Origin of the sequence: Streptomyces sp. f51, assembly GCF_037940415.1 — a bacterium.
Lineage (GTDB): Bacteria > Actinomycetota > Actinomycetes > Streptomycetales > Streptomycetaceae > Streptomyces.
Genome location: NZ_CP149798.1, coordinates 924,172 through 947,170, shown reverse-complemented (window position 1 = coordinate 947,170; position 22,999 = coordinate 924,172). Strand labels below are relative to the sequence as shown.

Sequence of the window (22,999 nt, the reverse complement as noted above, 5' to 3'; positions counted from 1 at the left end):
GGCCCGTTCAGGCCACTCGGTACTGCTCGTCGCGGGTGTCGGTGACGAACATGCGGCCGGGGGCGTGCGTGATCGCGAACGGCGGACGGGACGCCATCACGGCCGCCTGCGGCGTCACCCCGCAGGCCCAGAACACCGGGATGTCGTCCGGGGCCGCGACCACCGGATCGCCGAAGTCGGGGCGCGAGAGATCCTCGATGCCGAGCCCCGAGGGATCGCCGCAGTGGACCGGGGAGCCGTGCACGGCGGGCAGCAGACTGCTCTCCCGGATCGCGGCGCTCAGGTGCTCGGGCGGCACCGGACGCATCGACACGACCATGGGGCCGCGCAGCCGCCCCGCCGGCCGGCACTGGCGCGCCGTCACATACATCGAGACGTTGCGGCCCTGCTCGATGTGGCGCATCGGCACACCCGCGGAGCTCAGTGCCCACTCGAAGGTGAAGCTGCACCCGATCAGGAACGACACCAGGTCGGGGCGCCAGTGCGCGACGACGTCCGTGGGCTCGGCCACCAACTCGCCGTCCTCCCAGACCCGGTAGCCGGGCAGATCGGTGCGCAGATCGGCGCCCTGGGCGAGCACGGTGGTCCAGGAGCCGGCGTCGGTGACGTCGAGGACGGGACACGGCTTGGGGTTGCGCTGGCAGAACAGCAGCATGTCGTACGCCCAGTCGGCGGGCACCGAGACGAGGTTCGCCTGGGCGTGGCCCGCGGCGATCCCGGCGGTGGGCACCGAAAGACCGGACCTGAACCGCCGACGGGCGCGTGCGGGGGTCCACGCGTGCGCGTGGGCGTCGGGCTTCAGCGGGCCCGCCGAGCCCTCGCCGTGGTGGGCGGAGGACCGGACCTGGAGGGTGTCGTTCACTGGAGCTCCTTGCCACGCGTCTCGGGAAGTCCGGTCAGGGCGAGCGCCGCGAGGGCGTAGCCGACGGCGCCGAAGACCAGCGCCCCGCCCACGCCCCAGCTGTCGGCCAGGAAGCCGACGGTGGTGGGGAAGGCCGCGCCGACGGCACGCCCGGTGTTGTACGCGAACCCCTGCCCGGTGCCCCGTACGGCCGCCGGGTAGAGCTCGGCGAGGAACGAGCCGAAGCCGCTGAAGATCGCCGACATGCAGAAGCCGAGGGGGAAACCGAGCACCAGGAGGAGCGTGTCGGCGCCGCTCGGGATGTTCGCGTAGGCCAGGACACAGACCGCGGACAGGACCGCGAAGAGCAGGATGTTGCGCTTGCGGCCCAGCCTGTCGGTGAGGAGACCGCCGGTGAGGTAGCCGAGGAAGGCTCCCGAGATCAGGAGCGTCAGATAGCCCCCGGTGCCGACGACGGACAGTCCGCGCTCGGTCTTCAGATAGGTGGGCACCCAGGTGGCCAGGGTGTAGTAGCCGCCCTGGACACCGGTGGAGAGCAGGACCGCGAAGAACGTGGTCCGCAGCAGGCCCGGGACCTCGGGAGAGCCGCGCCTGAAGAGCGCGGTGAACGACCCCTTGTCCGCGCTCCTCTCGCGGACCGCGGCCGCCTCGGGGGCGTCGTGCACCTGGCGCCTGACCCAGACCACGAGCAGCGCGGGCAGCGCCCCCGTCCAGAACATCACGCGCCAGGCGAGGCCGTCGTCGAGGTACTGGAAGACCAGGGTGTAGACGACCACGGCCAGGCCCCAGCCGACAGCCCAGGCGCTCTGGACCGCGCCGAGCGTCCGCCCGCGGTGCCGGGGGCTCGCGTACTCGGCGACCAGGACCGCGCCGACCGCCCACTCGCCGCCGAAGCCGAGGCCCTGGAGGGCGCGGAACACCAGCAGCGTCTCGTAGTTCGGCGCGAAGCCGCAGGCCACGGTGAACACGGCGTAGGTGATCACGGTGATCATCAGCGCCCTGACGCGTCCGATCCGGTCCGCGACCACGCCCGCGACGGCGCCGCCCACCGCGGACACGACCAGCGTGACGGTGGTGAAGAGGCCGGTCTGACCGCTGTCGAGGCCGAAGTAGGCCGCGAGCGCGACCATGCTCAGCGGCAGGGTGAAGTAGTCGTACGAGTCGAGGCCGTAGCCACCGAACGCGCCGCCGAAGGCGCGCCGGCCCCGCGGACCGAGGGCGCGCAGCCAGCCGAACGCGCCTTCCCGGGAGTCGGGTTCACCCGTGCCCGCCGACGTGCCGGGAGTCAGTGCCTGGGATGGAGGGGTCGTGCTCATGGGCACCTCGCAGTGAGGGACGGAGAGTGCGTGAGGACCGAGCCGAGCCGTGCGGAAGCCTTCGGGCGCCGGGGAGTTCGCGTTCCGTGTGGTGCGGAGAACCGTGTACGTGGGGTGGTTCGGGAAGCGCCTGACCGATCGCCTGACCGACAAGGTAGAGGATCGTTGAACGATCCCTCAATACCCGTGTTGTTTCGTTCTTCGGTCTGCGGTTGAATTCCGGGCATGGCAGAGCTGACGGAACTGGCCGACGATCGCGCCCTGTTGGGCCGCACCAGCACCGCCGAGCGGGTCTCGGACATCCTCAGGAGCCGGATCGCCGAGGGCTTCTTCCCGCCCGGTACACGGCTGTCGGAGGACAGCATCGGCGGCGCGCTCGGGGTCTCGCGCAACACCCTGCGGGAGGCGTTCCGGCTGCTCACGCACGAGCGGCTGCTGGTCCACGAGCTCAACCGGGGGGTCTTCGTACGGGTGCTCACCGTCGAGGACGTCGAGGACATCTACCGCACCCGGTCCCTCGTCGAGTGCGCCGTGGTCCGCGGGCTCGGCACTCCGCCGTACGCCGTCGAGGGGATCGCCGCGGCCGTCTCCGAGGGGCAGCGGGCGGCGCGCGAAGGTGACTGGAAAGGAGTGTCGACCGCCAACATCCACTTCCACCGCGAACTGGTCGCGCTCGCCGGCAGCGCCCGCACCGACGAGGTGATGCGCAGCGTCTTCGCCGAGCTGCGGCTCGCCTTCCATGTCGTGGACGACCCGCAGCGGCTCCACGAGCCCTACCTCGCCCGCAACCACGAGATCCTCCAGACCCTCCGGGCGGGCGACCGGGACCGCGCGGAGAGCCTCCTCGCGGCCTACCTCCGCGACTCGCTCGCGGGCCTGCTCGAGGTGTACGCGCGGAGGGTGGCGGACGGGGGGTAGGGGGCGGGGCGCGGGGCGCGTCTGTCGGCGGCCCTGTGCGGGGAGCCGAACCCGCCGGGGCGGCTGTGTGGGTCCGAAGCCGTCGGGGTCGGCCGTGTGGGTCCGAAGCCGTCGGGTCGGCTGTCCGGGTCCGAAGCCGTCGGGTCGGCTGTCCGGGTCCGAACCCGCCGGGTCGGCTGTCCGGGGCCGGTGGTCGTGCCGTGGGTCCCGCGCTGGTGCGGGCGCTCCCCGGGTCCGGTGTGGTGTCCGACACCCGGGGCGGTGTCATGGCGTCGGGCGCGCGGTGCGGCTGTGCCGGCGTCCAGCCTGTGCCGTGCCGTGGCGGCCGGGCCGGTCCGTGGGCGATCAGGCCGGTCCGTCGGCGGCCGTGCCGGTCCGTCGGCGGCCCGGCGGGGACGCCGGTCGCTTCTGCGCCGTTTCGACCGTTGTCGGACCGAGGACCTAGTCTGTTCAGCGTGACTTCGCCTGCATCGACGGACACCGTTCCGCCCCAGCTCAGCGCGGGACCGCGCCCGGCGCCGGGCCCGGCCGCCGACGAGGGCCTGGCGCGGCGGCTTCGCGCGCTCGCCTGCACCGCGCCGCTGCACGACCTGGACATGCGCAAGGCGAACCTCGCGGGCGAGTACACGGTGTACGGCATGGCCGAGGTCGCCCTCGCCGCCATCGATCTCGTCACACTGAACATGGACTTCGACACGGGCGCCGACCACGACCAGATAGTGGCCAGGCTCATCCCGCGCATCGCCGCCCAGGCCCCCGGACGGCCGGTCGCCGAGCACGAGCGCGTGGCCCGCTGGGTCCTGGAGAACCTGATCAACGTCGGCAGCGTCGACCGGGGCTTCCGAGCGGTGTACGGCACGTTCGCGCCCGACGGCACCTATGTGCGCCGCGACTACGACTTCAAGCTGATCGAGGAAGTGCCGGGCTACGGAGGAGGCGTGTACCTCCGTACGACCGACGAGGCCGTCAACGTCCTCGTCGGCGCGCTCGACACCGACGTCACCAGCGCGCAGATCGCCGCCGAGGTCAAGCTGGAGGTCCTGATCAGCCGCGGCCGGCTGGCCGACGCGCAGCTCGCCGCCGAGCAGGCCCGCTACCGCACCGTGCAGTACGCGGAAACGCTCCGCAAGGCCCTCGACGCCACCCGGCGCAACGTCCGGGCCGTCGACTGGCTCCAGGCCGTGCCCGACATGATCGCCGAGGCCCTGGACCACGTGGCCGACCGGTACCGCCACGAGAACGCCATCCTCACCAACATCCGCAAGGCCCGGGACGAGTCCGAGGACCCCGAGCAGAAGCGGCGCGCCGCCGAACTCGTCGACATAGTCAAGGACTGCATCCGCCGGCACACCCAGCTCCAGTCCCGCCTCCTCGAAGCCGGCCCGCTGTTCCGCGCCGAACAGGACCGGCAGGCCTTCGGCACCCCCATGACCACCTCGGGGATCGATCTCTACGGCCATCTCGTCGCCCCGGTGCTGCCGCTGCCCGTGGAGCGGGCGCTGCGTGTGACCGACGCCTTCTTCAAACGCGGAACGGGCCTGCGCACCCCCGTCGCCGTGCGGGTCGCCGACCTCGTCGACATCCTGCTGACGCCGCCGCTGGAGCGCGAGCACCTCGGCGCGGAGATGCCCGAGCCCGACCTGATCGCCACACCGGACGACAGCCGTTTCAGCGAGGAGCAGCTGGCCTCGGCCAAGGAACTGCTGAACCTGCCGCCGGACGCGCCGCGCCGGCTGTCCGGGCTGCTCGCGGAGGCCCGCCGCCGAGATCCGGAGCTGCCGTATCTGGTGGCGCTCCTTGCGGTGCACGCCGCCAGCCCGCCCGTCGGCACCGCCTACCGGCAGGGCGAGGAACGCCTGCTGTTCGCCGTGGACGACGGCACCGAGCTGGACGACCCAGAATTCGGCGGGGCCGACCTGATCGTGGGCATGGCACTGCTCGACGCGGCCGGGATGAAGGCGGACCGGGCATGAACCGTCCACCGCTCGGCCCCGCGCACGGGGAAGCCGACCGTCCCCGTGCGCGTACCCTCGTACTTTCGAACAAGGAGCCCCAGTCGTGACCGAGCACGTCGAGTGGAGTGAACCGGAGGCCACCGCCGCACCGGCGAACGCCCCCGTCACCCCTGCCGACGCCGCCGACGCGGCGCGGCTCGTCGCCTTCGGGTTGCAGCCCAAACTCCAGCCCGCGCGCGACCAGGAGTACACCGAGCTGCTCCGCCGCTACCGCGAGGACCCGCCCTTCGCGCGGCTCGCCGACGCGGTGGCCGCAGGGCTCGGGCTCATCGTCCTCGAGGTGTCCCCGCGCGCGGGGATGGCCGTGACCGCCGCCGAGGACTCGGTCTTCGCCGTCCGCATGGGCGACTACGCGCGACGCGCCTCGACCGACTCCGGCGACCGATTCCTGCACGGACTCGCCCACCTCGCCGTCGCCGCGATGGCCTTCCCGCGCCCCGAGGACCTCGCCGACGACGGGTACATCGGGCGCGTCTCGGTCAACGGCGTCGACGCCTTCGTACGGCAGGCCTGCCGCCGCCTGGAGGAGCGGGCCGAGGAGACCGGCGAGAACACCGACCCGGCGACCGACGCCCCCGGACTGGAGGCGGCCTGGCGGATCTGGGCACGGCGCAGCTCCACCGGGGCCACCAAGGACGCGCGAAGACTGGCCGGCTCGACGACGGGCATCATCGCCAAGGCCGTCGCCTTCCTCACCGAGTCCGGATTCCTCCAGCGCACCGGCGACGACTCCGGCGGGACCTACCGCACGACGGCCCGCTATCAGCTCCAGGTCCGCGACATGGCGGGCAGCGCGGCCATGGCCGAACTGCTGGAGCTGGGCATCGTCCCGGTGACCGACGGCACGGCGACGCTGCTGCCCGCCGAGGACGACGACGACCTGGAGCTCGTGGCCGGCGCCGGACTGCCGTTCCACTCCTGACGCCGACCCGCCCTCCCCGGCTCCCCTCCACGACCTCACCCCCTTTCGACTACGAGAGTCCGCCGCCATGTACGAGCTGTCCCGGGTCCGCCTCTACTCCATCGGGCCCGCCGGTGCGCGGTACGCCGACACCGTGCTGGACCTGCGCGGAGTCGGCGAGCCCGTGCCCGACCCCGCGCCCACCCAGGCGGAGTTCTTCGAGGAGGAGCCGGTCGGCCCGCCGCGCAGGCCCGCGCCCGCCGGCGTGCTCTTCCTGGAGAACGGCGGCGGCAAGTCGGTGCTGCTCAAGCTGATCTTCTCGGTCATGCTCCCCGGCCACCGCAACACCCTGGGCGGCGCCAGCTCCGGTGTGCTGCGCAAGTTCCTGCTCGCCGACGACTGCGGTCACGTGGCGCTGGAGTGGCAGCACACGCTGACCGGTGAGTGCGTGGTGGTCGGCAAGGCGAGCGAGTGGCGCGGGCGCCAGGTCTCCAACGACCCGCGGAAGTTCGCCGAGGCCTGGTACTCGTTCCGGCCGGGCCCAGGCCTCAGCCTGGACAACCTCCCCGTCGCCGAGGCCACTTCGGTACGGCCGCCCGTCGAGGGTGTCTCCGGAGCCCAGGGGCGGCGGCGCACCATGAAGGGTTTCCGCGACGCGATCACCGAGGCCGGCAAGGCATACCCGCACCTGGAGGTGCACTGGGAGGAGATCCACGACCGCTGGAACGAACACCTCGGCGACCTGGGCCTCGACCCCGAACTCTTCCGCTACCAGCGGGAGATGAACGCCGACGAGGGCGAGGCCGCCGGCCTCTTCGCGGTCAAGAAGGACTCCGACTTCACCGACCTGCTGCTGCGCGCGGTCACCGACACCCGCGACACCGACGGGCTCGCCGACCTGGTCGGCGGCTTCGGCAACAAGCTGGGCCGCCGCGCCGAACTCATCGCCGAGCGCGACTTCACCGCCGGTTCCGTGGACCTGCTCGGCCGGATCGTCGAGGCCGCCGGGGCGCGGGCCCGCGCGCGCGACATCCACACGGGCGCCGAGCGGCGTACGAGGACACTCGCCCGCCGGCTGTCCGCGCGGGCCGTGCGGGAGCGCGTGCGCGCCGGTGAGCTGGCCCAGCGCGTGACCGCCGCCGCGTACGCCGTCACCCACGCCGAGGGCGCCCGCGAGCGCAGCGCGCTGATCGCCGCCGAACTCGCCTACCGCCACGCCTCGCTGGCCCTCGCCGGGGCGGAGAAGTCGGCCGCCGCGCAGAAGCGTGAGCTCGCCGACGCGCGCACTCTGCACGCGGCCTGGCAGGCGGCCGAGGCCGTCCTGCGCCACCGTGCCGCCGCCGACCGCTCCACCCGCGTGGCCGACGCGATCCGCGAGGCCGAACGGGACGCCGCTCCCGCGCTCGCGGCCCGCGCCACCGCGGCCGTCGACCTCGTCCGCGCCCTGCACCGGGCCGCCGAGGGCGCCGAGGCGCTCGCCAACGAGGAGGAGGAGCGCTCCGCGGGCCTCCAGGAAGCCGGCGAGACGGCCCACGCCGACTCCACGGCCGCCGCCACCGCCGCCCAGCGCGCCCGCAGCGAGATCGGGCATCTGCGCCAGCGGCTGTCCGAGGTCGAGCAGGAGACCGCCGAGGCGGTCCGGGCCGGCTGGCTCGACGACAGCGCCCCCGACGCCGACCCGGCCCGGGCCGCCCTCGCCGCGAGCGACGCGGAGAAGAGCGCCGTCGCCGCCTGGGACACCGCGCGCGAGGCCTCGCACCGCGCCGCCGAGCAGGCACGAGAGGCGGCGTCGGCCGAGTCCCGCGCCGAGCTGACGGCCGCCCGCGCGGCCGACGCGGCGACGGCGGCCGAACGCTCCCACGAAGCGGAGCGGCGCACGGCCGAGGCCCTGGCGCAGGAGGAACGGCTCGCGGAGCTGCTGAGCCTGCCCGGCGCCGACACCCCCCGCATCGTTCCGCAGCCCCGACGCGACGAGGAGTCGGACAGCCCCGCCGCCCCGTCGAACGGCGCGCCCCTGACTCCCGAGGAACTCGACCGGTACGCCGACGAACTCCGCGGACTCCTCGACGACACCGTCGCGTCCGCCGAACGGCAGCTCTTCGACCTGCGCACCGCCGCGGCCGACGACGCCCGCATCCTCGGGGCGCTCGGCGACGGCGGACTGCTGCCCCCCGGCCCGGACGTCCTCGCCGCCGTCGAGTACCTCGGCGAGCACGGCATTCCCGCGCTCCCCGGATGGCGCTACCTCGCCCAGGCCGTCGACCCCGTCGACCACGCGCGCGTGCTCGCCGCCCGGCCCGAACTCGTCGACGGTGTGATCATCACCGACCCGGACACCCACGCCCGGGCCCGCGAGGTCCTCGGCGACGCCGCCCTGCTGCCCCGCTCGACGGTCGCCGTCGGAACGGCCGCCGCCCTGCTCGCCCCCACCCCGGCCGCCGACACGGACGACGGCGGGGTCTTCCTCGTCCCGCCGAACCCGGCCATGCACGACGAGCACGCCGCCGACGAGGAGCGTCAGACGCTGCGGGCCAGGACCGGCCGCCGGGACGAGGAGATCCGCACCCTCGCCGCCCGCCTCGGCAAGGACCGCGAACTGGCCGCGCGCCTCGCGTCCTGGCGCACCGGCTGCCCCGCCGGGCGGCTCGCCGAGCTGGCCACGGCCGCCCATGACGCGCGTGCCTTCGCGGAGGAGTCCGAGGCCGAGCTCGCCGAGGCCCGCACCGTCCGCGCCGAGGCCGACGAGACGGCGGCCGAAGCCGCCCACGTACGCGACGAGCGACAGGAGGCCGCGCAGAAGGCACGCCGTGCGGCCGACGCGCTCGCCGGCCTCGCCTTCCGGCTGCGCGAACGCGCCGGATGGCAGGTCAAGCTCCGTGAACTCGCCGACGAGGCGACCGAGTCGGAGGCCCACGCCCAGGTGTGCCTGGAGCGAGCCCGCGCCGCCGACGAGGACCGCCGGGCCACCCAGCGCGCCGCCGACGACGCCCGCCGCACGGCCCGCGCGCTGCGCGCCGAACGCGCGGAGATCGCCGGCGCCCCCGACGAGGTGACCCACGACGGGACGGCCCCGGCCAAGGCCTCGCTGCCCGCCCTGCGCGAGGCGTACCGAGCCGCCTCACAGCTCTACGAGAAGGTCGGCGTCGGCGCCGACCTGCGAGCCGAGCAGTCCCGGGCCGAGAGCGACGAGACCGCGGCGCTCGCCGACCTGGACCGCCTCAGCAACAAGGTCCGCACCCGCGCCGGACAGCTCCTTGAGTCACCGGACGGCTCGGACGGCCCCTCCCGGCAGGCCGCCGCGGCTCGCGCCGAGGAACTCGTCCAGCTCCTGGAGACCCGGATGTCGACCGCGAGCGAACAGCTCGGCCGACTGCGAGGCGAGGCCGAACGGCACGCCCCCGAGGAAGGCGAGACGCACACCGAGCTGGCGGAAGAACTCGTTCCGGGCGACGCCGAGCAGGCCCAGACCCTGCTGCGCACCGCCACCACCGAACTCACCTCCCGCACCGAGGCGTTGAACCAGGCCCGCGAGGCACACGCGGAGTTCCTCGACGCCCATCGGTCCGCAGAGGACGCGGCCGGCGGCTTCGACGAGGTGTCCGCCCTGCTCAGGGACCTGCTCCGCGACCACGCCGACGAGGAGCAGGACGAACCCGAGCCCTACCCCGGCACCCTCGAAGAGGCACGCAACTCCGCCGCCGAGAGCCGCCGTTCGCTGCGCGGCTGCGCCACCGACCTGACCACGGCCGAGGCCGCCGTCCGCGAGGCGAGCGACATCCTCGTACGCCACGCCAACTCCACGCGCTACGAGCAGGTGCGCACCCCCGCCCGGCAGCAGATCCGCGAACTCCCCGCCTCCTCCCTGCCCGAGCACGCGCAGAAGTGGGCGGACGCGTTCGCACCCCGGCTGCGTGTACTGACGGACGAACTGGCCCAGCTGGAGCGCAACCGGGACTCGATCGTGGACCGGCTGCGCGGGCTCGTCGAGTCGTCCCTCGCCACCCTCCGCTCCGCCCAGCGGCTGTCCAGGCTGCCGGAAGGACTGGGGGAGTGGTCCGGACAGGAATTCCTGCGCATCCGCTTCGAGGAGCCCGACCAGGCCACCCTCACCGAGCGGCTCGGCGAGGTCGTGGACGAGGCCACCCGCGCAGCGGTCAAGAAGAACTCCGACATGCGGCGTGACGGCATGTCGCTGCTGCTGCGCGGAGTCGGCGCCGCACTTCAGCCCAAGGGTGTCGCCGTCGAGATCCTCAAGCCGGACGCCGTGCTGCGCGCCGAAAGAGTCCCCGTCGGACAGATGGGCGACGTCTTCTCCGGCGGCCAGCTGCTCACCGCGGCCATCGCCCTGTACTGCACGATGGCGGCGCTGCGCAGCAACGACCGCGGCCGTGACAAGCACCGCCACGCCGGCACCCTGTTCCTCGACAACCCGATCGGGCGCGCCAACGCGACCTATCTGCTGGAGCTCCAGCGGGCCGTCTCGGACGCGCTCGGCGTCCAACTCCTCTACACCACCGGCCTGTTCGACACGACCGCGCTCGCCGAGTTCCCCCTTGTCATCCGATTGCGCAACGACGCCGACCTTCGGGCCGGGCTGAAGTACATCAGCGTGGAGGAACATCTGCGGCCCGGCCTGCCGCGTGAGGCCGCCGCGGGGGAGACCGTGCACACCGAGATCACCGCGACCCGGATGTACAAGCGCCCGGCGCCGGTCACCCCGTAGCGACACCGTCGTGGGGGAGGGGGAATCGCGTGCCGGCGACCGTCGGCCGCGCGGTTCCCCGCCCCATCACCACGTGCTCGTCCCCGTGTCCTTCTCTCTCACGAAGCAGTCGCGGCGGAGAAAGTGTCCGACCCCCGCGCTCTGTCCGCCGAAGCCGTTACATCCGGCTTCGGCGGATCGAGCCGGCAGCGGCCGGCCCGCCACGATCGGGGCCGGATTCCGTTCGCTCCCGCAACGCGAGCCGGACATGGTCCGGTTGCCCGAGGGAGCCCGCCACCAGTCGTCGATGCGGCCGGCAGCCCTGAAACGACCCCGCGCCGGAATGGCCGAGGCGCACAGGGCTGCCGCTCCGCTACGAGTGCGACAACTGCCCGGCCCCGCCCCGCCTGCCTATCCGCTCCTGGGCCCGCGCGGCGATCCGCGCCTGACGCCTCGCCCTGCGGCGCTCGCGCCGCAGCGCCCGCGCCGTGCTGCTCGGCACCGACACCACGCCGTTGCGCTGATTCCACACCTGGCGCGTCACCCAGACGTCCAGCGCGGCCCAGGTGGCGACGACCGTGCTGCCTATGGTGCTGAGGACCATCGGGAAGGCCAGCCAGGACTCCGTCACCGTGCACAGGAAGGCCACCACCGCCTGAATCAGCGTGACCGAGATGATCAGCACCGCGCGCACGGCGGACGTGCGCACCGGGTCGGGCAGCCGGCGCCTGCGCGCGGGCTCCTCGATCCACAACGGACGGTAGTACGCCCGTTCTTCGTGCTCCTCGTATCCGTTCGTGGCAGCGCCCTTCTCCTCGGCTCGGCCGCCCCTTTCCGGGGTGGTGTCCTGGAGGTCCGCCGTGCCGGGCCTGTCCGTCGCCGACCGCGCGTCCGGACGACCGCCCTTCGCCGCCCGCATGCCGTCGTCCGGCGCCCGGGTGGCCAGTTGTGCCGCCTTCCGTGTCGCGACTTCAGCAGCGGGTGATCCGCTCCGCTCCGCCGTGCCCATCAACTTGTCACTCCCCACCGCCCAGCAGTCCTCTCGCACGGGTGTCCTGCGACCCCCGCCCCCCAGTGGCTGCCCGGCTTGCGCTCTTTTACGCCGACTGAGCGCGGCATGCGGCGCCTGTGGCCGATTCCGCCCTCAATTCCCGTACAGACAGACGAACGAACTGTCCCGAAGATTCCCGCCGAACGAAGAATTTCAGCCAACTGACAAAGTTCCCCGATCCGATGGGATCAGGCCCCAAGTGCCGTATCGAGGGGCGCAATCTCCCCCAATGAACGGACAACTCCCCATGTCTCGTTCCCCGTCGGGCCCGGACCACGCTCCGGACGGGTCTTCGAGTTACCTCCGAGTCAGTAGTAGGCTCACGCCGTTTGTTGACGCACATGTGTGCCCCCGGCCTGAGGGGGTCGAGCTGGGGGAGGCCATGCGCTTTCGCGGGAAGTCCATCCGCCGGAAGATTGTGGCGCTGCTCCTCGTTCCCCTGGTGTCGTTGACCGGGATCTGGGCTTTCGCCACCGTGCTCACGGGACGTGAGGCCAGTCAGCTCTTCAGTGTCTCCGAAGTCGTGAAGAAGATCGGCTACCCGACCGAGGACACCGTCAGGGTCCTTCAGCAGGAACGCCGCCAGACACTGGTCTACTTGGCCGATCCGCGTGCGTCCGACGGGCTCGCCGCGCTCAAGCGCAGCCGCGCCGCCACGGACCGCGTCCTGGCCAAGGTCCTCAGGAACTCCAGGGACAAGGGCGTCCGCAAGGAACTCGGCGCGGGCACCTCGGAGCGCCTGACCTCGCTCCTCGACGCCGTCGACGGGATCTCCTCGCTGCGCAGCGGCGTCGGGGACGGCACCTTCGACCGTGCCCAGGCCCTCGGCCTCTACGACCGTCTCATCGATCCGTGCTACGTCCTGCTGGCCAACCTGCACGTGGTCGACGACGTGGAGCTGGACAAGGAGGGCCGCGCCCTCGTCAACGTGTCCCGCGCCCGCGAACTCCTCTCCCGTGAGGACGCGCTTCTCGGCTCCGCGCTGGTCGACGGCCGCGTCACCCGGGACGAACTCCGCGACGTCTCCGACCTCGTGGCCCAGCGCACACTGCTCTACGACATCAGCCTGCCGCTCCTTCCCTCCCCGGACCGCACGCGCTTCGAGCGCTACTGGGGCAACGCCGGCACCGGGCCGCTGCGCGCGGCCGAGCGGGCCGTCGCGGCCTCGACGACCGGCATGCCGAGCGGGGTCACGGCGAAGAGCTGGGACAGCGCGGCCGGACACGTACTCGCCGAGCTCGGCGAACTCGAGGACCGGGCGGGCGACCACTACCGCGACCGCGTCCGGCCTGTGGCGATGGGCGTCGTCCTCCAGGCCGTCGGCGCGGGCGTGATCGGCCTGATCGCCCTGCTGATCTCGCTGTTCATGTCCGTGCGCATCGGCCGCAGCCTCATCCGCGACCTGCGCCGGCTGCGCATGGAGGCCCACGAGGCGTCCGGTGTACGGCTGCCCAGCGTCATGCGCCGGCTCTCCGCGGGCGAACAGGTCGACGTCGAGACCGAAGTACCGCGCCTCGAATACGACAGGAACGAGATGGGTGAGGTCGGCCAGGCCCTCAACACCCTTCAGCGCGCCGCCGTCGAGGCCGCCGTCAAGCAGTCCGAACTGCGCGAAGGCGTGTCCGAGGTCTTCGTCAATCTCGCCCGCCGCAGCCAGGTCCTGCTGCACAAGCAGCTCACCCTCCTCGACACCATGGAACGCAGGACCGAGGACACCGACGAACTGGCGGACCTGTTCCGCCTCGACCACCTGACCACCCGCATGCGCCGCCACGCCGAGGGCCTCGTCATCCTGTCCGGCGCGGCGCCGTCCCGGCAGTGGCGCAAACCCGTCCAGCTCATGGACATCGTCCGCGCCTCCGTCGCCGAGGTCGAGGACTACGAGCGCGTGGAGGTACGCCGGCTACCGCGCGTGGCCATCACGGGCCCCGCCGTCGCCGACGTCACCCACCTCGTGGCCGAACTGCTGGAGAACGCGACGGTGTTCTCGCCGCCGCATACGGCCGTACACGTCGTCGGTGAACGCGTCGCCAACGGCTTCACCCTGGAGATCCACGACCGCGGCCTCGGCATGACGGCGGAGGCGCTGCTCGACGCCAACCTGCGGCTCGCCGAGACCCCCGAGTTCGAGCTCTCCGACACCGACCGGCTCGGCCTGTTCGTCGTCAGCCGGCTCGCCCAGCGCCAGAACGTCCGCGTCTCGCTCCAGCCCTCCCCGTACGGTGGAACCACCGCGGTCGTGTTCATGCCGGACGCACTGCTCACCGACGACGTCCCGGACACCAACGGCATCGGATTCCGCCTCGACCGCACCCTGCCCGCCAAGCAGCGCGAGACCGAGGAACGGCGTGGCGCGCCCCTCACCGAGTCGTCGGCGCGGCTTCCCGGTCTGCCCGCCTCGGTCCTCGACGGCCCCGTCGAGCTGGACTCGCCCGTCGACCTGGACACGCTCACCGGATTCCCCGGCGCCCTCGGCGACGACGACAGCGAACGCGGAGGGCTCTTCCGCCCCAGGCGCTCCATCGCCGGAGTTCCCGCCGGGCCGCGCCGGCAGGACGGTGACAGCGACGACCCCGCCCGCCCGGCGGACGACGACCTCCCCGGCACCGCGCCCGTCCCGCTGCCGCGACGCCGGGCGCCCAAGCTCGTCAGCTCCCACGGCCGTCCCGTCACCGGGGTCAGGTCGTGGCGCGACCAGGTGGACGAGGGCACGGCCCAGGACCTGGAACCGGTGCGGGACCCGGAGCCGGGCGAGAGCGCGGACCACCGCGAACGCCGTACACCCGGCGAAGGCACCAAGCCACTGCCCCAGCGGCGCGGCGAGCGATCCGCCGCCTCGGCCCGGCACGGCGGTGAACGCTCCGGTCCCACCGGTCCGCGCGCGGCCTTCGGCACACCCGCTCTCCACGAGGCACCCGAAACGTCCCGGACCCCCGGTCGCCACGAGGGCACCGGCCACGGTGACACCCCGGCTCTGTCACGGCGCACCCGCACCACGGCGGCCACCGCGGGTCCCGACGACACGACCACGCGCCGCGACACCGCGGCGGGGGAGACGGCGTCCGGTACGGCCCCGCTGCCCCGGCGTGTCCGGCAGGCCAATCTGGCCCCGCAGCTGAAGGACGGACCCGCGCGGCTCGCCGAACGCGGCAACGGCCGCGGCGGCGCGGGCTCCGACCCGGCCGAACGGGACGCCGACGAAGTACGCAGCCGCATGGCCTCGCTCCAGCGTGGCTGGCAGCGCGGCCGCGAAGAGAACGCCGAGGGCGACCAGGCCCAGGACAGCTCAGCACGAGGAACGACAAAGGGGGACGGTCGATGACCGCACCGAAGGCCGCAGGGCCCGCCGCGACCAGCAACGGGTCCGGCGAGCTGAACTGGCTGCTCGACGAACTGGTGGACCGCGTCGCCAGTATCAACAAGGCGATCGTGCTCTCCGGCGACGGCCTTCCCACCGGGGCCTCCAAGGACCTCACCCGGGAGGACAGCGAACACCTGGCCGCCGTCGCCTCCGGCTTCCACAGCCTCGCCAAGGGCGTCGGCCGGCACTTCGAGGCAGGCAGCGTCCGCCAGACCGTCGTGGAACTCGACGAGGCCTTCCTGTTCGTCACGGCCGCCGGTGACGGCAGTTGCCTCGCCGTCCTCTCGGACGCCGAGTCCGATGTGGGCCAGGTCGCGTACGAGATGACCCTTCTCGTCAAGCGAGTCGGCGCGCATCTGGCCGCCAGTCCGCGTACCGACCTGCCCTCGGGCGGGTAGTGGGATGGCATGAGCGGAGACGGTCAGGGAAGAGGCCACTGGTTCGACGACGAGGCGGGACCAGTGGTCCGCCCGTACGCCATGACCCGCGGGCGCACCACCAGCGCGGGCCAGCACCGCCTCGACCTCATCGCGCTGGTGGTCACGGAACAGCACGCCGAGGACCCCGAGGCGGACCACTCGCTGTCCCCGGAACACGTGGACATCGTCGAACTCTGCCGTGGCGTCCCCCAGTCGGTCGCCGAACTCGCGGCCGGACTCGATCTGCCCATCGGTGTGGTGCGGGTCCTGATCGGGGACCTGGTGGATGACGAAATGGTCCATGTGACACGTCCCGTACCCCCTGCCGAACTGCCGGACGAGAGTATTCTGCGCGACGTGATCAGCGGCCTCAGGGCGCTCTGAGCTGGGCGGAAACGGGGAACAGACGTGACAGGCTGGCAGTTCTGGGTCGACCGGGGCGGGACCTTCACGGACATCGTCGCGCGGCGTCCCGACGGCCGGCTGCTCACCCACAAGCTGCTGTCCGACAACCCGGCCCGCTACGCCGACGCGGCCGTCGCGGGCGTCCGTGAACTCCTCGACGCCGAAGGGGACGCCGCGGGCGCCCGGGTCGACGCCGTCCGCATGGGCACCACCGTCGCGACCAACGCCCTCCTGGAACGCAAGGGCGAGCGCACGCTCCTCGTCATCACCCGGGGCTTCCGCGACGCCCTGCGCATCGCCTACCAGAACCGCCCCAGCATCTTCGCCCGCGCGATCGAACTTCCCGAACCGCTCCACGAGCGGGTGATCGAGGTCGACGAACGGATCGCCGCCGACGGCACCGTCCTGCGCGCCCCCGATCTGGACGCCCTCGCCGTATCCCTCCAGGAGGCGTACGACGACGGGATCCGCGCGGTCGCCGTGGTCTGCCTGCACAGCCATCTCCACCCCGCCCACGAACAGGCCGTGGGCGAGCTGGCGACACGTGTCGGCTTCCCGCAGGTCTCCCTCTCCAGCGAGGTCAGCCCGCTGATGAAGCTGGTCCCGCGCGGTGACACCGCCGTCGTCGACGCCTACCTGTCGCCGGTGCTGCGCCGCTACGTCCAGCAGGTCGGCGCCGAACTCCGGGGCGTACGGCTGATGTTCATGCAGTCCAACGGAGGACTCGCCGAGGCCGGCCAGTTCCGCGGCAAGGACGCCGTCCTGTCGGGACCCGCGGGCGGAATCGTCGGCATGGCCCGCATGTCGCAGCTCGCGGGCCACGACCGCGTCATCGGCTTCGACATGGGCGGCACGTCCACGGACGTCTCCCACTTCGCCGGAGAGTACGAACGGACCTTCACCACCCAAATCGCCGGGGTCCGGCTGCGCGCCCCCATGCTGGACATCCACACCGTCGCAGCGGGCGGTGGATCGGTGCTCCACTTCGACGGCTCCCGCTACCGCGTCGGCCCCGACTCGGCCGGCGCCGCCCCGGGGCCCGCCTGCTACCGCAACGGCGGTCCGCTGACGGTCACCGACGCCAATGTCGCCCTCGGCCGCATCCAGCCCGACCACTTCCCGAAGGTGTTCGGTCCCGGCGGTGACCAGCCCCTGGACAGCGCCGTCGTCCGGGACCGGTTCACCGATCTCGCGCGCGAGATCCACGGGAGCACCGGCGACACCCGCACCCCGGAGCAGGTCGCCGAGGGCTATCTGCGGATCGCCGTGGCCAACATCGCCAACGCCGTCAAGCGGATCTCCGTGCAGAAGGGCCACGACGTCACCCGCTACGCGCTCACCACGTTCGGTGGCGCCGGCGGCCAGCACGCCTGCATGGTCGCCGACTCCCTCGGCATCCGCACCGTTCTGGTCCCGCCCATGGCAGGAGTCCTGTCCGCACTCGGCATCGGACTCGCCGACACGACGGCCATGCGCGAACAGTCCGTCGAGGCACGCCTCGAACCGGCCGCGATGCCGGGCATCCTCAAGACCGCCGACGACCTGGAGAACGCCACCCGCGAGGAACTCCTCGCCGAGGGCGTCCCCGAGCACCGCATCCGGATCACCCGCAGAGCCCAGCTCCGCTATGACGGCACGGACACGGCCTTGAGCGTCGAGCTCGCCGAACCCGACGCCATGTCCCACGCCTTCGAAGAACGTCATCGCGCCACCTACTCCTTCACCCTCGACCGTCCGGTCGTCGTCGAAGCCCTCTCCGTGGAAGCCACCGGTCTCACCGAACCCCCCGATCTCACCGCCCTCGCCCCCGACCGCCCCGCCCGTGCCGACCGCCCGCACACCGTGCCGACCGCCCGCCTTCACACGGGCGGCAGCTGGCGGGAAGTGCCCCTGCACCGACGCGAGGAACTCCCGCCCGGCGAGACCGTGGACGGACCCGCGATCATCGCCGAGGCAGGCTCGACAACCGTCGTCGACGACGGCTGGCGGGCCGCGACGACCGACGACGGGCATCTGGTCATGGAACGCGCGGCGGTCACGGAGAGTTCCGATCTCGGTACGCAAGCGGATCCCGTTCTGCTCGAGGTCTTCAACAACCTCTTCATGTCCATCGCCGAACAGATGGGCGCCCGCCTGGAGTCGACCGCCCAGTCCGTCAACATCAAGGAGCGCCTGGACTTCTCCTGCGCCCTGTTCGACCCCGACGGAAACCTGGTGGCCAACGCCCCGCACATCCCCGTCCACCTGGGCTCGATGGGCACGAGCGTGCAGGAGGTCGTCCGACGGCGCGGCGGCACCATGCGGCCCGGTGACACCTACGCCGTCAACGACCCTTACCACGGCGGCACCCACCTTCCCGATGTCACCGTGATCACCCCGGTCTTCGACACGGAGGGTGAGCGGATCCTGTTCTACGTCGCCTCGCGCGGCCACCACGCCGAGATCGGCGGCATCGCCCCGGGCTCCATGCCGGCGAACAGCCGCACCATCGACGAGGAGGGCGTCCTCTTCGACAACTGGCTGCTCGCCGAGAACGGACACTTCCGGGAGGCGGAGACGCTCGCCCTGCTCACGGCGCCGCCCCACCCCACCCGCAACCCGCGGACGAACCTCGCCGACCTCCGTGCCCAGATCGCCGCCAACCGCAAGGGCGTCGACGAAGTCGGCCGGATGATCGAGGACTTCGGGCTCGACGTCGTCCAGGCCTACATGAAGCACGTCCAGGACAACGCGGAGGAAGCGGTGCGCCGCGTCGTGGACACCCTCGAAGGCGGCGCGTTCGCCTACGAGACGGACTCCGGCGCCGTCATCCGGGTCCGTGTCTCCGTGGACCGCGCGGCACGCTCCGCCACCGTCGACTTCACGGGCACGTCCGCGCAACTGGCCACCAACTTCAACGCGCCCTTCGCCGTGGTCAACGCCGCGGTCCTGTACGTCTTCCGCACCTTGGTGGACGACGACATCCCGCTCAACGAAGGCTGTCTGCGCCCCCTGCGTATCGTGGTGCCGCCGGGATCGATGCTCGCCCCCGAGTCGCCCGCGGCCGTCGTCGCCGGCAACGTGGAGACGTCCCAGGCGATCACCGGCGCCCTCTACGCGGCGCTGGGCGTCCAGGCCGAGGGCTCCGGCACCATGAACAACGTCACCTTCGGCAACGAACGCCACCAGTACTACGAGACCGTGGCCTCCGGCTCGGGCGCCGGTGACGGCTTCCCCGGCGCTGCCGCCGTACAGACCCACATGACCAACTCGCGGCTCACCGATCCCGAGATCCTGGAGTGGCGACTGCCCGTCAGGCTCGACGAGTTCGCGATTCGACACGGCAGCGGCGGCCCCGGACACTGGCGGGGCGGCGACGGCGCCGTTCGGCGCATCCGGTTCCTGGAGCCGATGACCGTCTCGACGCTCTCACAGCACCGCAGGGTGCCGCCGTACGGTATGGCCGGCGGTGAGCCGGGCGCTCTCGGTGCCAACCGGGTCGAGCGCGCCGACGGCACCGTCACGGAACTCGGCGGAAGCGATGCGGCGGACGTCGGACCCGGCGACGTACTCGTCATCGAAACCCCCGGCGGCGGGGGCTACGGCCCACCGCCGCACGACCCCCATCAAGCAGGAGAAGAGATCGATGATCTTCGGGCGTTCTGAGCGCGGCAAGCCTCCGGTCGAGCCCGTCACGCTCAAGATCCTGGTCGCGGGCGGCTTCGGCGTGGGCAAGACGACCCTCGTCGGCGCGGTCAGCGAGATCAGGCCGTTGCGCACCGAGGAGGTCCTCACGGAAGCGGGCCGGCCCATCGACGACATCAGCGGTGTGGAGGGCAAGCACACCACGACCGTCGCCATGGACTTCGGCCGGATCACGCTGCGCGAGGACCTGGTGCTCTATTTGTTCGGGACCCCCGGGCAGGATCGTTTCTGGTTCCTCTGGGACGAGCTCGCCACAGGTGCCCTGGGTGCCGTCGTGCTGGCCGACACCCGCCGCCTGGAGGACTGTTTCGCCGCGGTCGACTACTTCGAACGGCGCTCCATACCCTTCGTGGTCGGAGTCAACTGCTTCGAGGAAGCCGCCCGTTACCCCACGGACGCCGTCCGGCAGGCACTCGACCTCGACCCGGGTGTGCCCGTCGTCCTGTGCGACGCGCGGGACCGGGAGTCGGTCAAGGAGGTCCTCATCCGTGTCGTCCAGCACGCGATGGCCCATGCGGCCGCCGCGCGTGAGGCCGTCGGGACCTGACGCCCACGAACGGCGCGGCCGTCACGACGCGCGGGTGCGGCCCGTACCCCCGCCGACCGGGGTACGGGCCGCGGTTCATGCACGCGCGCGTGCGTCACCCGAGCCGCACGCACGCGTGGAGCCCTGTTCCGGGCCGCCGCGCCCCGCCCGTACCGGACCTCGGACACGCTCGTCCGGCGCGGACGCGGCGTCGCTCGTCAGACGGTGTCGTCGTGCCAGCCGAAGCTCTTCTCCACCGCCTTGCGCCAGTTGTCGTACTCGCTGTCGCGCACCGAGGCCTCCATGCCCGGGGTCCATTCGACGTCCTTCTGCCAGTGCGACTTCAGCTCGTCCAGGTCGTTCCACACGCCGGTCGCGAGCCCCGCCGCGTACGCGGCACCCAGGCACGTCGTCTCGGAGACCTTCGGACGGATCACCGGTACGCCGAGGACGTCCGCCTGGTGCTGCATCAGCAGATTGTTCTTGGTCATGCCGCCGTCCACCTTCAGGGTGGTGATCGGCACCCCGGAGTCCTGGTACATGGCGTCCACGACCTCACGCGTCTGCCAGCTCGTGGCCTCCAGGACCGCCCGCGCGAGGTGCGCCTTCGTGACGTACCGCGTGAGACCGGTGACGACCCCGCGCGCGTCCGAGCGCCAGTAGGGCGCGAACAGGCCCGAGAAGGCGGGGACGATGTACGCGCCGCCGTTGTCCTCGACGCTCGCCGCCAGGGTCTCGATCTCGTCGGCGGAACGGATGATGCCCAGCTGGTCCCGGAACCACTGCACCAGCGCGCCCGTTATCGCGATGGACCCTTCGAGACAGTAGACCGGCGCCTCGGTGCCGATCTTGTACCCCATGGTGGTCAGCAGTCCGTTCTTGGACGGAACGGGCCTGTTGCCGGTGTTCAACAGCAGGAAGCTGCCGGTTCCGTAGGTGTTCTTGGCCGTGCCGACGTCGTAGCAGGCCTGGCCGAACACCGCCGCCTGCTGGTCGCCGAGCGCCGACGCGACCGGCACGCCGCCGAGTTGGCCGACGGCGGTGCCGTACACCTCGGCGGAGGACCGGATCTCGGGGAGCACCGCCTCGGGGATGTTCATGGCGGAGAGGATGGAGGGGTCCCACTGGAGGGTGTACAGATTCATGAGCATGGTGCGCCCGGCGTTGGTCACGTCGGTGACGTGCCGCCCGCCGTCCGTGCCGCCGGTCAGGTTCCAGATCAGCCACGAGTCGATCGTGCCGAAGGCGATCTCGCCACGTTCGGCACGAGCGCGCAGGCCCGGGACGTTGTCGAGCAGCCAGGCCGCTTTGGGCCCGGAGAAGTAGCTGGCCAGGGGGAGTCCGGTCTGTTCGCGGAAGCGGTCCTGCCCGTCCGTGCCGCCCAGTTCGTTGCAGAGCGCCGACGTGCGCGTGTCCTGCCAGACGATCGCGTTGTGGACGGGCTTGCCGGTGGCGCGGTCCCACAGAACGGTCGTTTCGCGCTGGTTGGTGATGCCGAGGGCGCTGAGCTGGTCGGCGCGCAGTCCGGCCTTGGCGATCGCACCCGCGACCACGGCCTGCACCTTGGACCAGATCTCGGTGGCGTCGTGCTCCACCCAGCCGGGCTTGGGGAAGATCTGGCGGTGTTCGCGCTGGTCGACGGCGACGATCGCGCCGGACCGGTCGAAGATGATGCAGCGGCTGGAGGTGGTGCCCTGGTCGATCGCGGCGACGTATTTCTCGGTGTTGTCCGTCATGTCGTCCCCTTGCGTGTTCGTCAGGAGGCTGCGTTCTCGTCAGAAGGCCGCGTTGTAGACACCGGCGGCGATGGCGGCGCCGGCGAGGGGGCCGACGACCGGAATCCAGGAGTATCTCCACTCCGAAGTGCCCTTGTTGGGAATCGGCAGCAGCGCGTGGGCCAGGCGCGGCCCCAGGTCACGGGCCGGGTTGATGGCGTACCCGGTCGGGCCGCCCAGCGAGAGACCGATGCCGACGACCAGGAAGGAGATGAGCAGGACCGGCAGCCCCGCGGCGCCGATCCCGGCCACGTGCTTGCCGCCGCCGACCATGCCGAGGATGGGCAGCACCAGGGCGGCGGTGGCGATGATCTCGGTGATCAGATTCTGTATCGGGTTGTCGATCTCGGGGCGTGTCGAGAAGATCCCCAGCGTCTCGACGGCTTTCTCGTCGTCGGCGTTGAGGTTGAACTGGCCGAGGTAGAGCAGCCAGCACAGGACCGCACCGATGACGGCACCCGCGAACTGCCCGAGCAGGTAGAAGGGCACGTCCGACCACTTCGTCGAACCCTCGATCGCGAACCCGATGGTGACCGCCGGGTTGATCTGCCCTCCCGACAACGGCGCCGAGGTGTAGGCGCCGGCCAGGACACCGAAGCCCCAGCCGAAGGTGATGACGATCCAGCCCGCGCCCTGGGCCTTCGATCTGTTCAGGGTGACGGCGGCGCACACGCCCGCGCCGAAGAGAATCAGAATCGCTGTACCGATCAACTCGCCGACAAAGATGTCTCCGTGGCTCATGGCGGCTCCTAGGCTCTCGCCCGGAACGATCCGCTCCGGGCCACCGTGCAGGGTGCGTTCCCATGGCTACTTCAGCCGAGGGCAGGGAGATCCCGCGCCCCGCCCGGCGTCCGTGACGAGCGTGCCGTAGCAGCGGAATCGCCTGCGGGAACGGCCTTCTGAGCAGGCCGGAGACCCGAGCGGTGAGGTGCCTGATGGCGCCCTGTTGCGGCGATGCCGGCTGACATCCGGAAGTGTTCACCGGCACCCAAGGGGCGTCAAGGTCGCGGACCGCACCGGTTGGCGGCCACGAATCGGGCGCCTGGCGTGTCGCCGCGTCAGCC

General features: G+C 72.0%; 14 protein-coding genes. 9 read left to right on the top strand and 5 right to left on the bottom strand.

The window, feature by feature from the left end; all coding sequences use genetic code 11:
• Nucleotides 1-7: 7 nt before the first annotated feature.
• Both WJM95_RS04205 and WJM95_RS04200 read right to left on the bottom strand, forming a co-directional pair.
• Nucleotides 8-802 (bottom strand): putative hydro-lyase, encoded by a 795-nt coding sequence (locus tag WJM95_RS04205; protein ID WP_339135343.1) that lies wholly within the window; start codon nucleotides 800-802, stop codon nucleotides 8-10.
• Between the two features lie 56 nt (nucleotides 803-858).
• Nucleotides 859-2,178, bottom strand: coding sequence for an MFS transporter (locus WJM95_RS04200; protein WP_339128105.1), 1,320 nt, complete (start codon nucleotides 2,176-2,178; stop codon nucleotides 859-861).
• A 225-nt stretch (nucleotides 2,179-2,403) separates the two neighbouring features.
• Between WJM95_RS04200 and WJM95_RS04195 the strand changes: the two genes are divergently transcribed.
• The 4 genes from WJM95_RS04195 (at nucleotide 2,404) to WJM95_RS04180 (ending at nucleotide 10,735) form a co-directional block, all read left to right on the top strand.
• On the top strand, nucleotides 2,404-3,096 hold the full coding sequence (locus tag WJM95_RS04195) for a GntR family transcriptional regulator (RefSeq protein WP_339128104.1): 693 nt from the start codon (nucleotides 2,404-2,406) through the stop codon (nucleotides 3,094-3,096).
• A 455-nt stretch (nucleotides 3,097-3,551) separates the two neighbouring features.
• Nucleotides 3,552-5,069 carry a hypothetical protein gene (locus WJM95_RS04190; RefSeq protein ID WP_339128103.1) on the top strand — a complete coding sequence of 506 codons (1,518 nt, stop codon included), beginning with the start codon at nucleotides 3,552-3,554 and terminating at the stop codon, nucleotides 5,067-5,069.
• A gap of 85 nt (nucleotides 5,070-5,154) precedes the next feature.
• On the top strand, nucleotides 5,155-6,033 hold the full coding sequence (locus WJM95_RS04185; RefSeq protein ID WP_339128102.1) for a hypothetical protein: 879 nt from the start codon (nucleotides 5,155-5,157) through the stop codon (nucleotides 6,031-6,033).
• Between the two features lie 67 nt (nucleotides 6,034-6,100).
• Nucleotides 6,101-10,735, top strand: a complete 4,635-nt coding sequence (locus tag WJM95_RS04180) for a hypothetical protein (RefSeq protein WP_339128101.1) — start codon at nucleotides 6,101-6,103, stop codon at nucleotides 10,733-10,735.
• Nucleotides 10,736-11,087: 352 nt separating this feature from the next.
• Here WJM95_RS04180 and WJM95_RS04175 read toward each other — a convergent pair whose 3' ends face one another.
• Nucleotides 11,088-11,741, bottom strand: a complete 654-nt coding sequence (locus tag WJM95_RS04175) for a hypothetical protein (protein WP_339128100.1) — start codon at nucleotides 11,739-11,741, stop codon at nucleotides 11,088-11,090.
• A gap of 406 nt (nucleotides 11,742-12,147) precedes the next feature.
• On the opposite strand from WJM95_RS04175, the gene WJM95_RS04170 reads away from it, so the two are divergent.
• From WJM95_RS04170 to WJM95_RS04150, 5 genes are read left to right on the top strand one after another with little or no spacing between them, the layout of a single operon-like run.
• The gene (locus WJM95_RS04170; RefSeq protein ID WP_339128099.1) at nucleotides 12,148-15,087 is read left to right on the top strand and encodes a nitrate- and nitrite sensing domain-containing protein; all 2,940 of its coding nucleotides are present in this window, start codon (nucleotides 12,148-12,150) and stop codon (nucleotides 15,085-15,087) included.
• A complete protein-coding gene (locus WJM95_RS04165; RefSeq protein ID WP_339128098.1) occupies nucleotides 15,084-15,524 on the top strand; it encodes a roadblock/LC7 domain-containing protein in 441 nt (146 codons plus the stop codon). Before WJM95_RS04170 ends, WJM95_RS04165 begins: the two co-directional genes overlap by 4 nt.
• 9 nt (nucleotides 15,525-15,533) lie before the next feature.
• Nucleotides 15,534-15,929: a DUF742 domain-containing protein gene (locus tag WJM95_RS04160; protein WP_339128097.1), complete on the top strand. Its 396-nt coding sequence runs from the start codon at nucleotides 15,534-15,536 to the stop codon at nucleotides 15,927-15,929.
• A 24-nt stretch (nucleotides 15,930-15,953) separates the two neighbouring features.
• Entirely contained in the window at nucleotides 15,954-19,595 is a 3,642-nt protein-coding gene (locus tag WJM95_RS04155) for a hydantoinase B/oxoprolinase family protein (RefSeq protein WP_339128096.1), read from the top strand.
• On the top strand, nucleotides 19,576-20,181 hold the full coding sequence (locus WJM95_RS04150) for an ATP/GTP-binding protein (RefSeq protein WP_339128095.1): 606 nt from the start codon (nucleotides 19,576-19,578) through the stop codon (nucleotides 20,179-20,181). Before WJM95_RS04155 ends, WJM95_RS04150 begins: the two co-directional genes overlap by 20 nt.
• 197 nt (nucleotides 20,182-20,378) lie before the next feature.
• Here the strand turns inward: WJM95_RS04150 and glpK are convergent, their stop codons facing one another.
• Both glpK and WJM95_RS04140 read right to left on the bottom strand, forming a co-directional pair.
• On the bottom strand, nucleotides 20,379-21,896 hold the full coding sequence (glpK, locus tag WJM95_RS04145; protein WP_339128094.1) for a glycerol kinase GlpK: 1,518 nt from the start codon (nucleotides 21,894-21,896) through the stop codon (nucleotides 20,379-20,381).
• Nucleotides 21,897-21,935: 39 nt separating this feature from the next.
• Nucleotides 21,936-22,676: an MIP/aquaporin family protein gene (locus WJM95_RS04140; protein ID WP_339128093.1), complete on the bottom strand. Its 741-nt coding sequence runs from the start codon at nucleotides 22,674-22,676 to the stop codon at nucleotides 21,936-21,938.
• Nucleotides 22,677-22,999 lie beyond the last annotated feature (323 nt).

What these genes read in the sequence shown, in the direction of transcription:
- glpK (WP_339128094.1), bottom strand. Translation starts at nt 21,896, where the DNA reads ATGACGGACAACACCGAGAAATACGTCGCCGCGATCGACCAGGGCACC.
- WJM95_RS04200 (WP_339128105.1), bottom strand. Translation starts at nt 2,178, where the DNA reads ATGAGCACGACCCCTCCATCCCAGGCACTGACTCCCGGCACGTCGGCG.
- WJM95_RS04150 (WP_339128095.1), top strand. Translation starts at nt 19,576, where the DNA reads ATGATCTTCGGGCGTTCTGAGCGCGGCAAGCCTCCGGTCGAGCCCGTC.
- WJM95_RS04165 (WP_339128098.1), top strand. Translation starts at nt 15,084, where the DNA reads ATGACCGCACCGAAGGCCGCAGGGCCCGCCGCGACCAGCAACGGGTCC.
- WJM95_RS04195 (WP_339128104.1), top strand. Translation starts at nt 2,404, where the DNA reads ATGGCAGAGCTGACGGAACTGGCCGACGATCGCGCCCTGTTGGGCCGC.
- WJM95_RS04180 (WP_339128101.1), top strand. Translation starts at nt 6,101, where the DNA reads ATGTACGAGCTGTCCCGGGTCCGCCTCTACTCCATCGGGCCCGCCGGT.
- WJM95_RS04160 (WP_339128097.1), top strand. Translation starts at nt 15,534, where the DNA reads ATGAGCGGAGACGGTCAGGGAAGAGGCCACTGGTTCGACGACGAGGCG.
- WJM95_RS04170 (WP_339128099.1), top strand. Translation starts at nt 12,148, where the DNA reads ATGCGCTTTCGCGGGAAGTCCATCCGCCGGAAGATTGTGGCGCTGCTC.
- WJM95_RS04140 (WP_339128093.1), bottom strand. Translation starts at nt 22,676, where the DNA reads ATGAGCCACGGAGACATCTTTGTCGGCGAGTTGATCGGTACAGCGATT.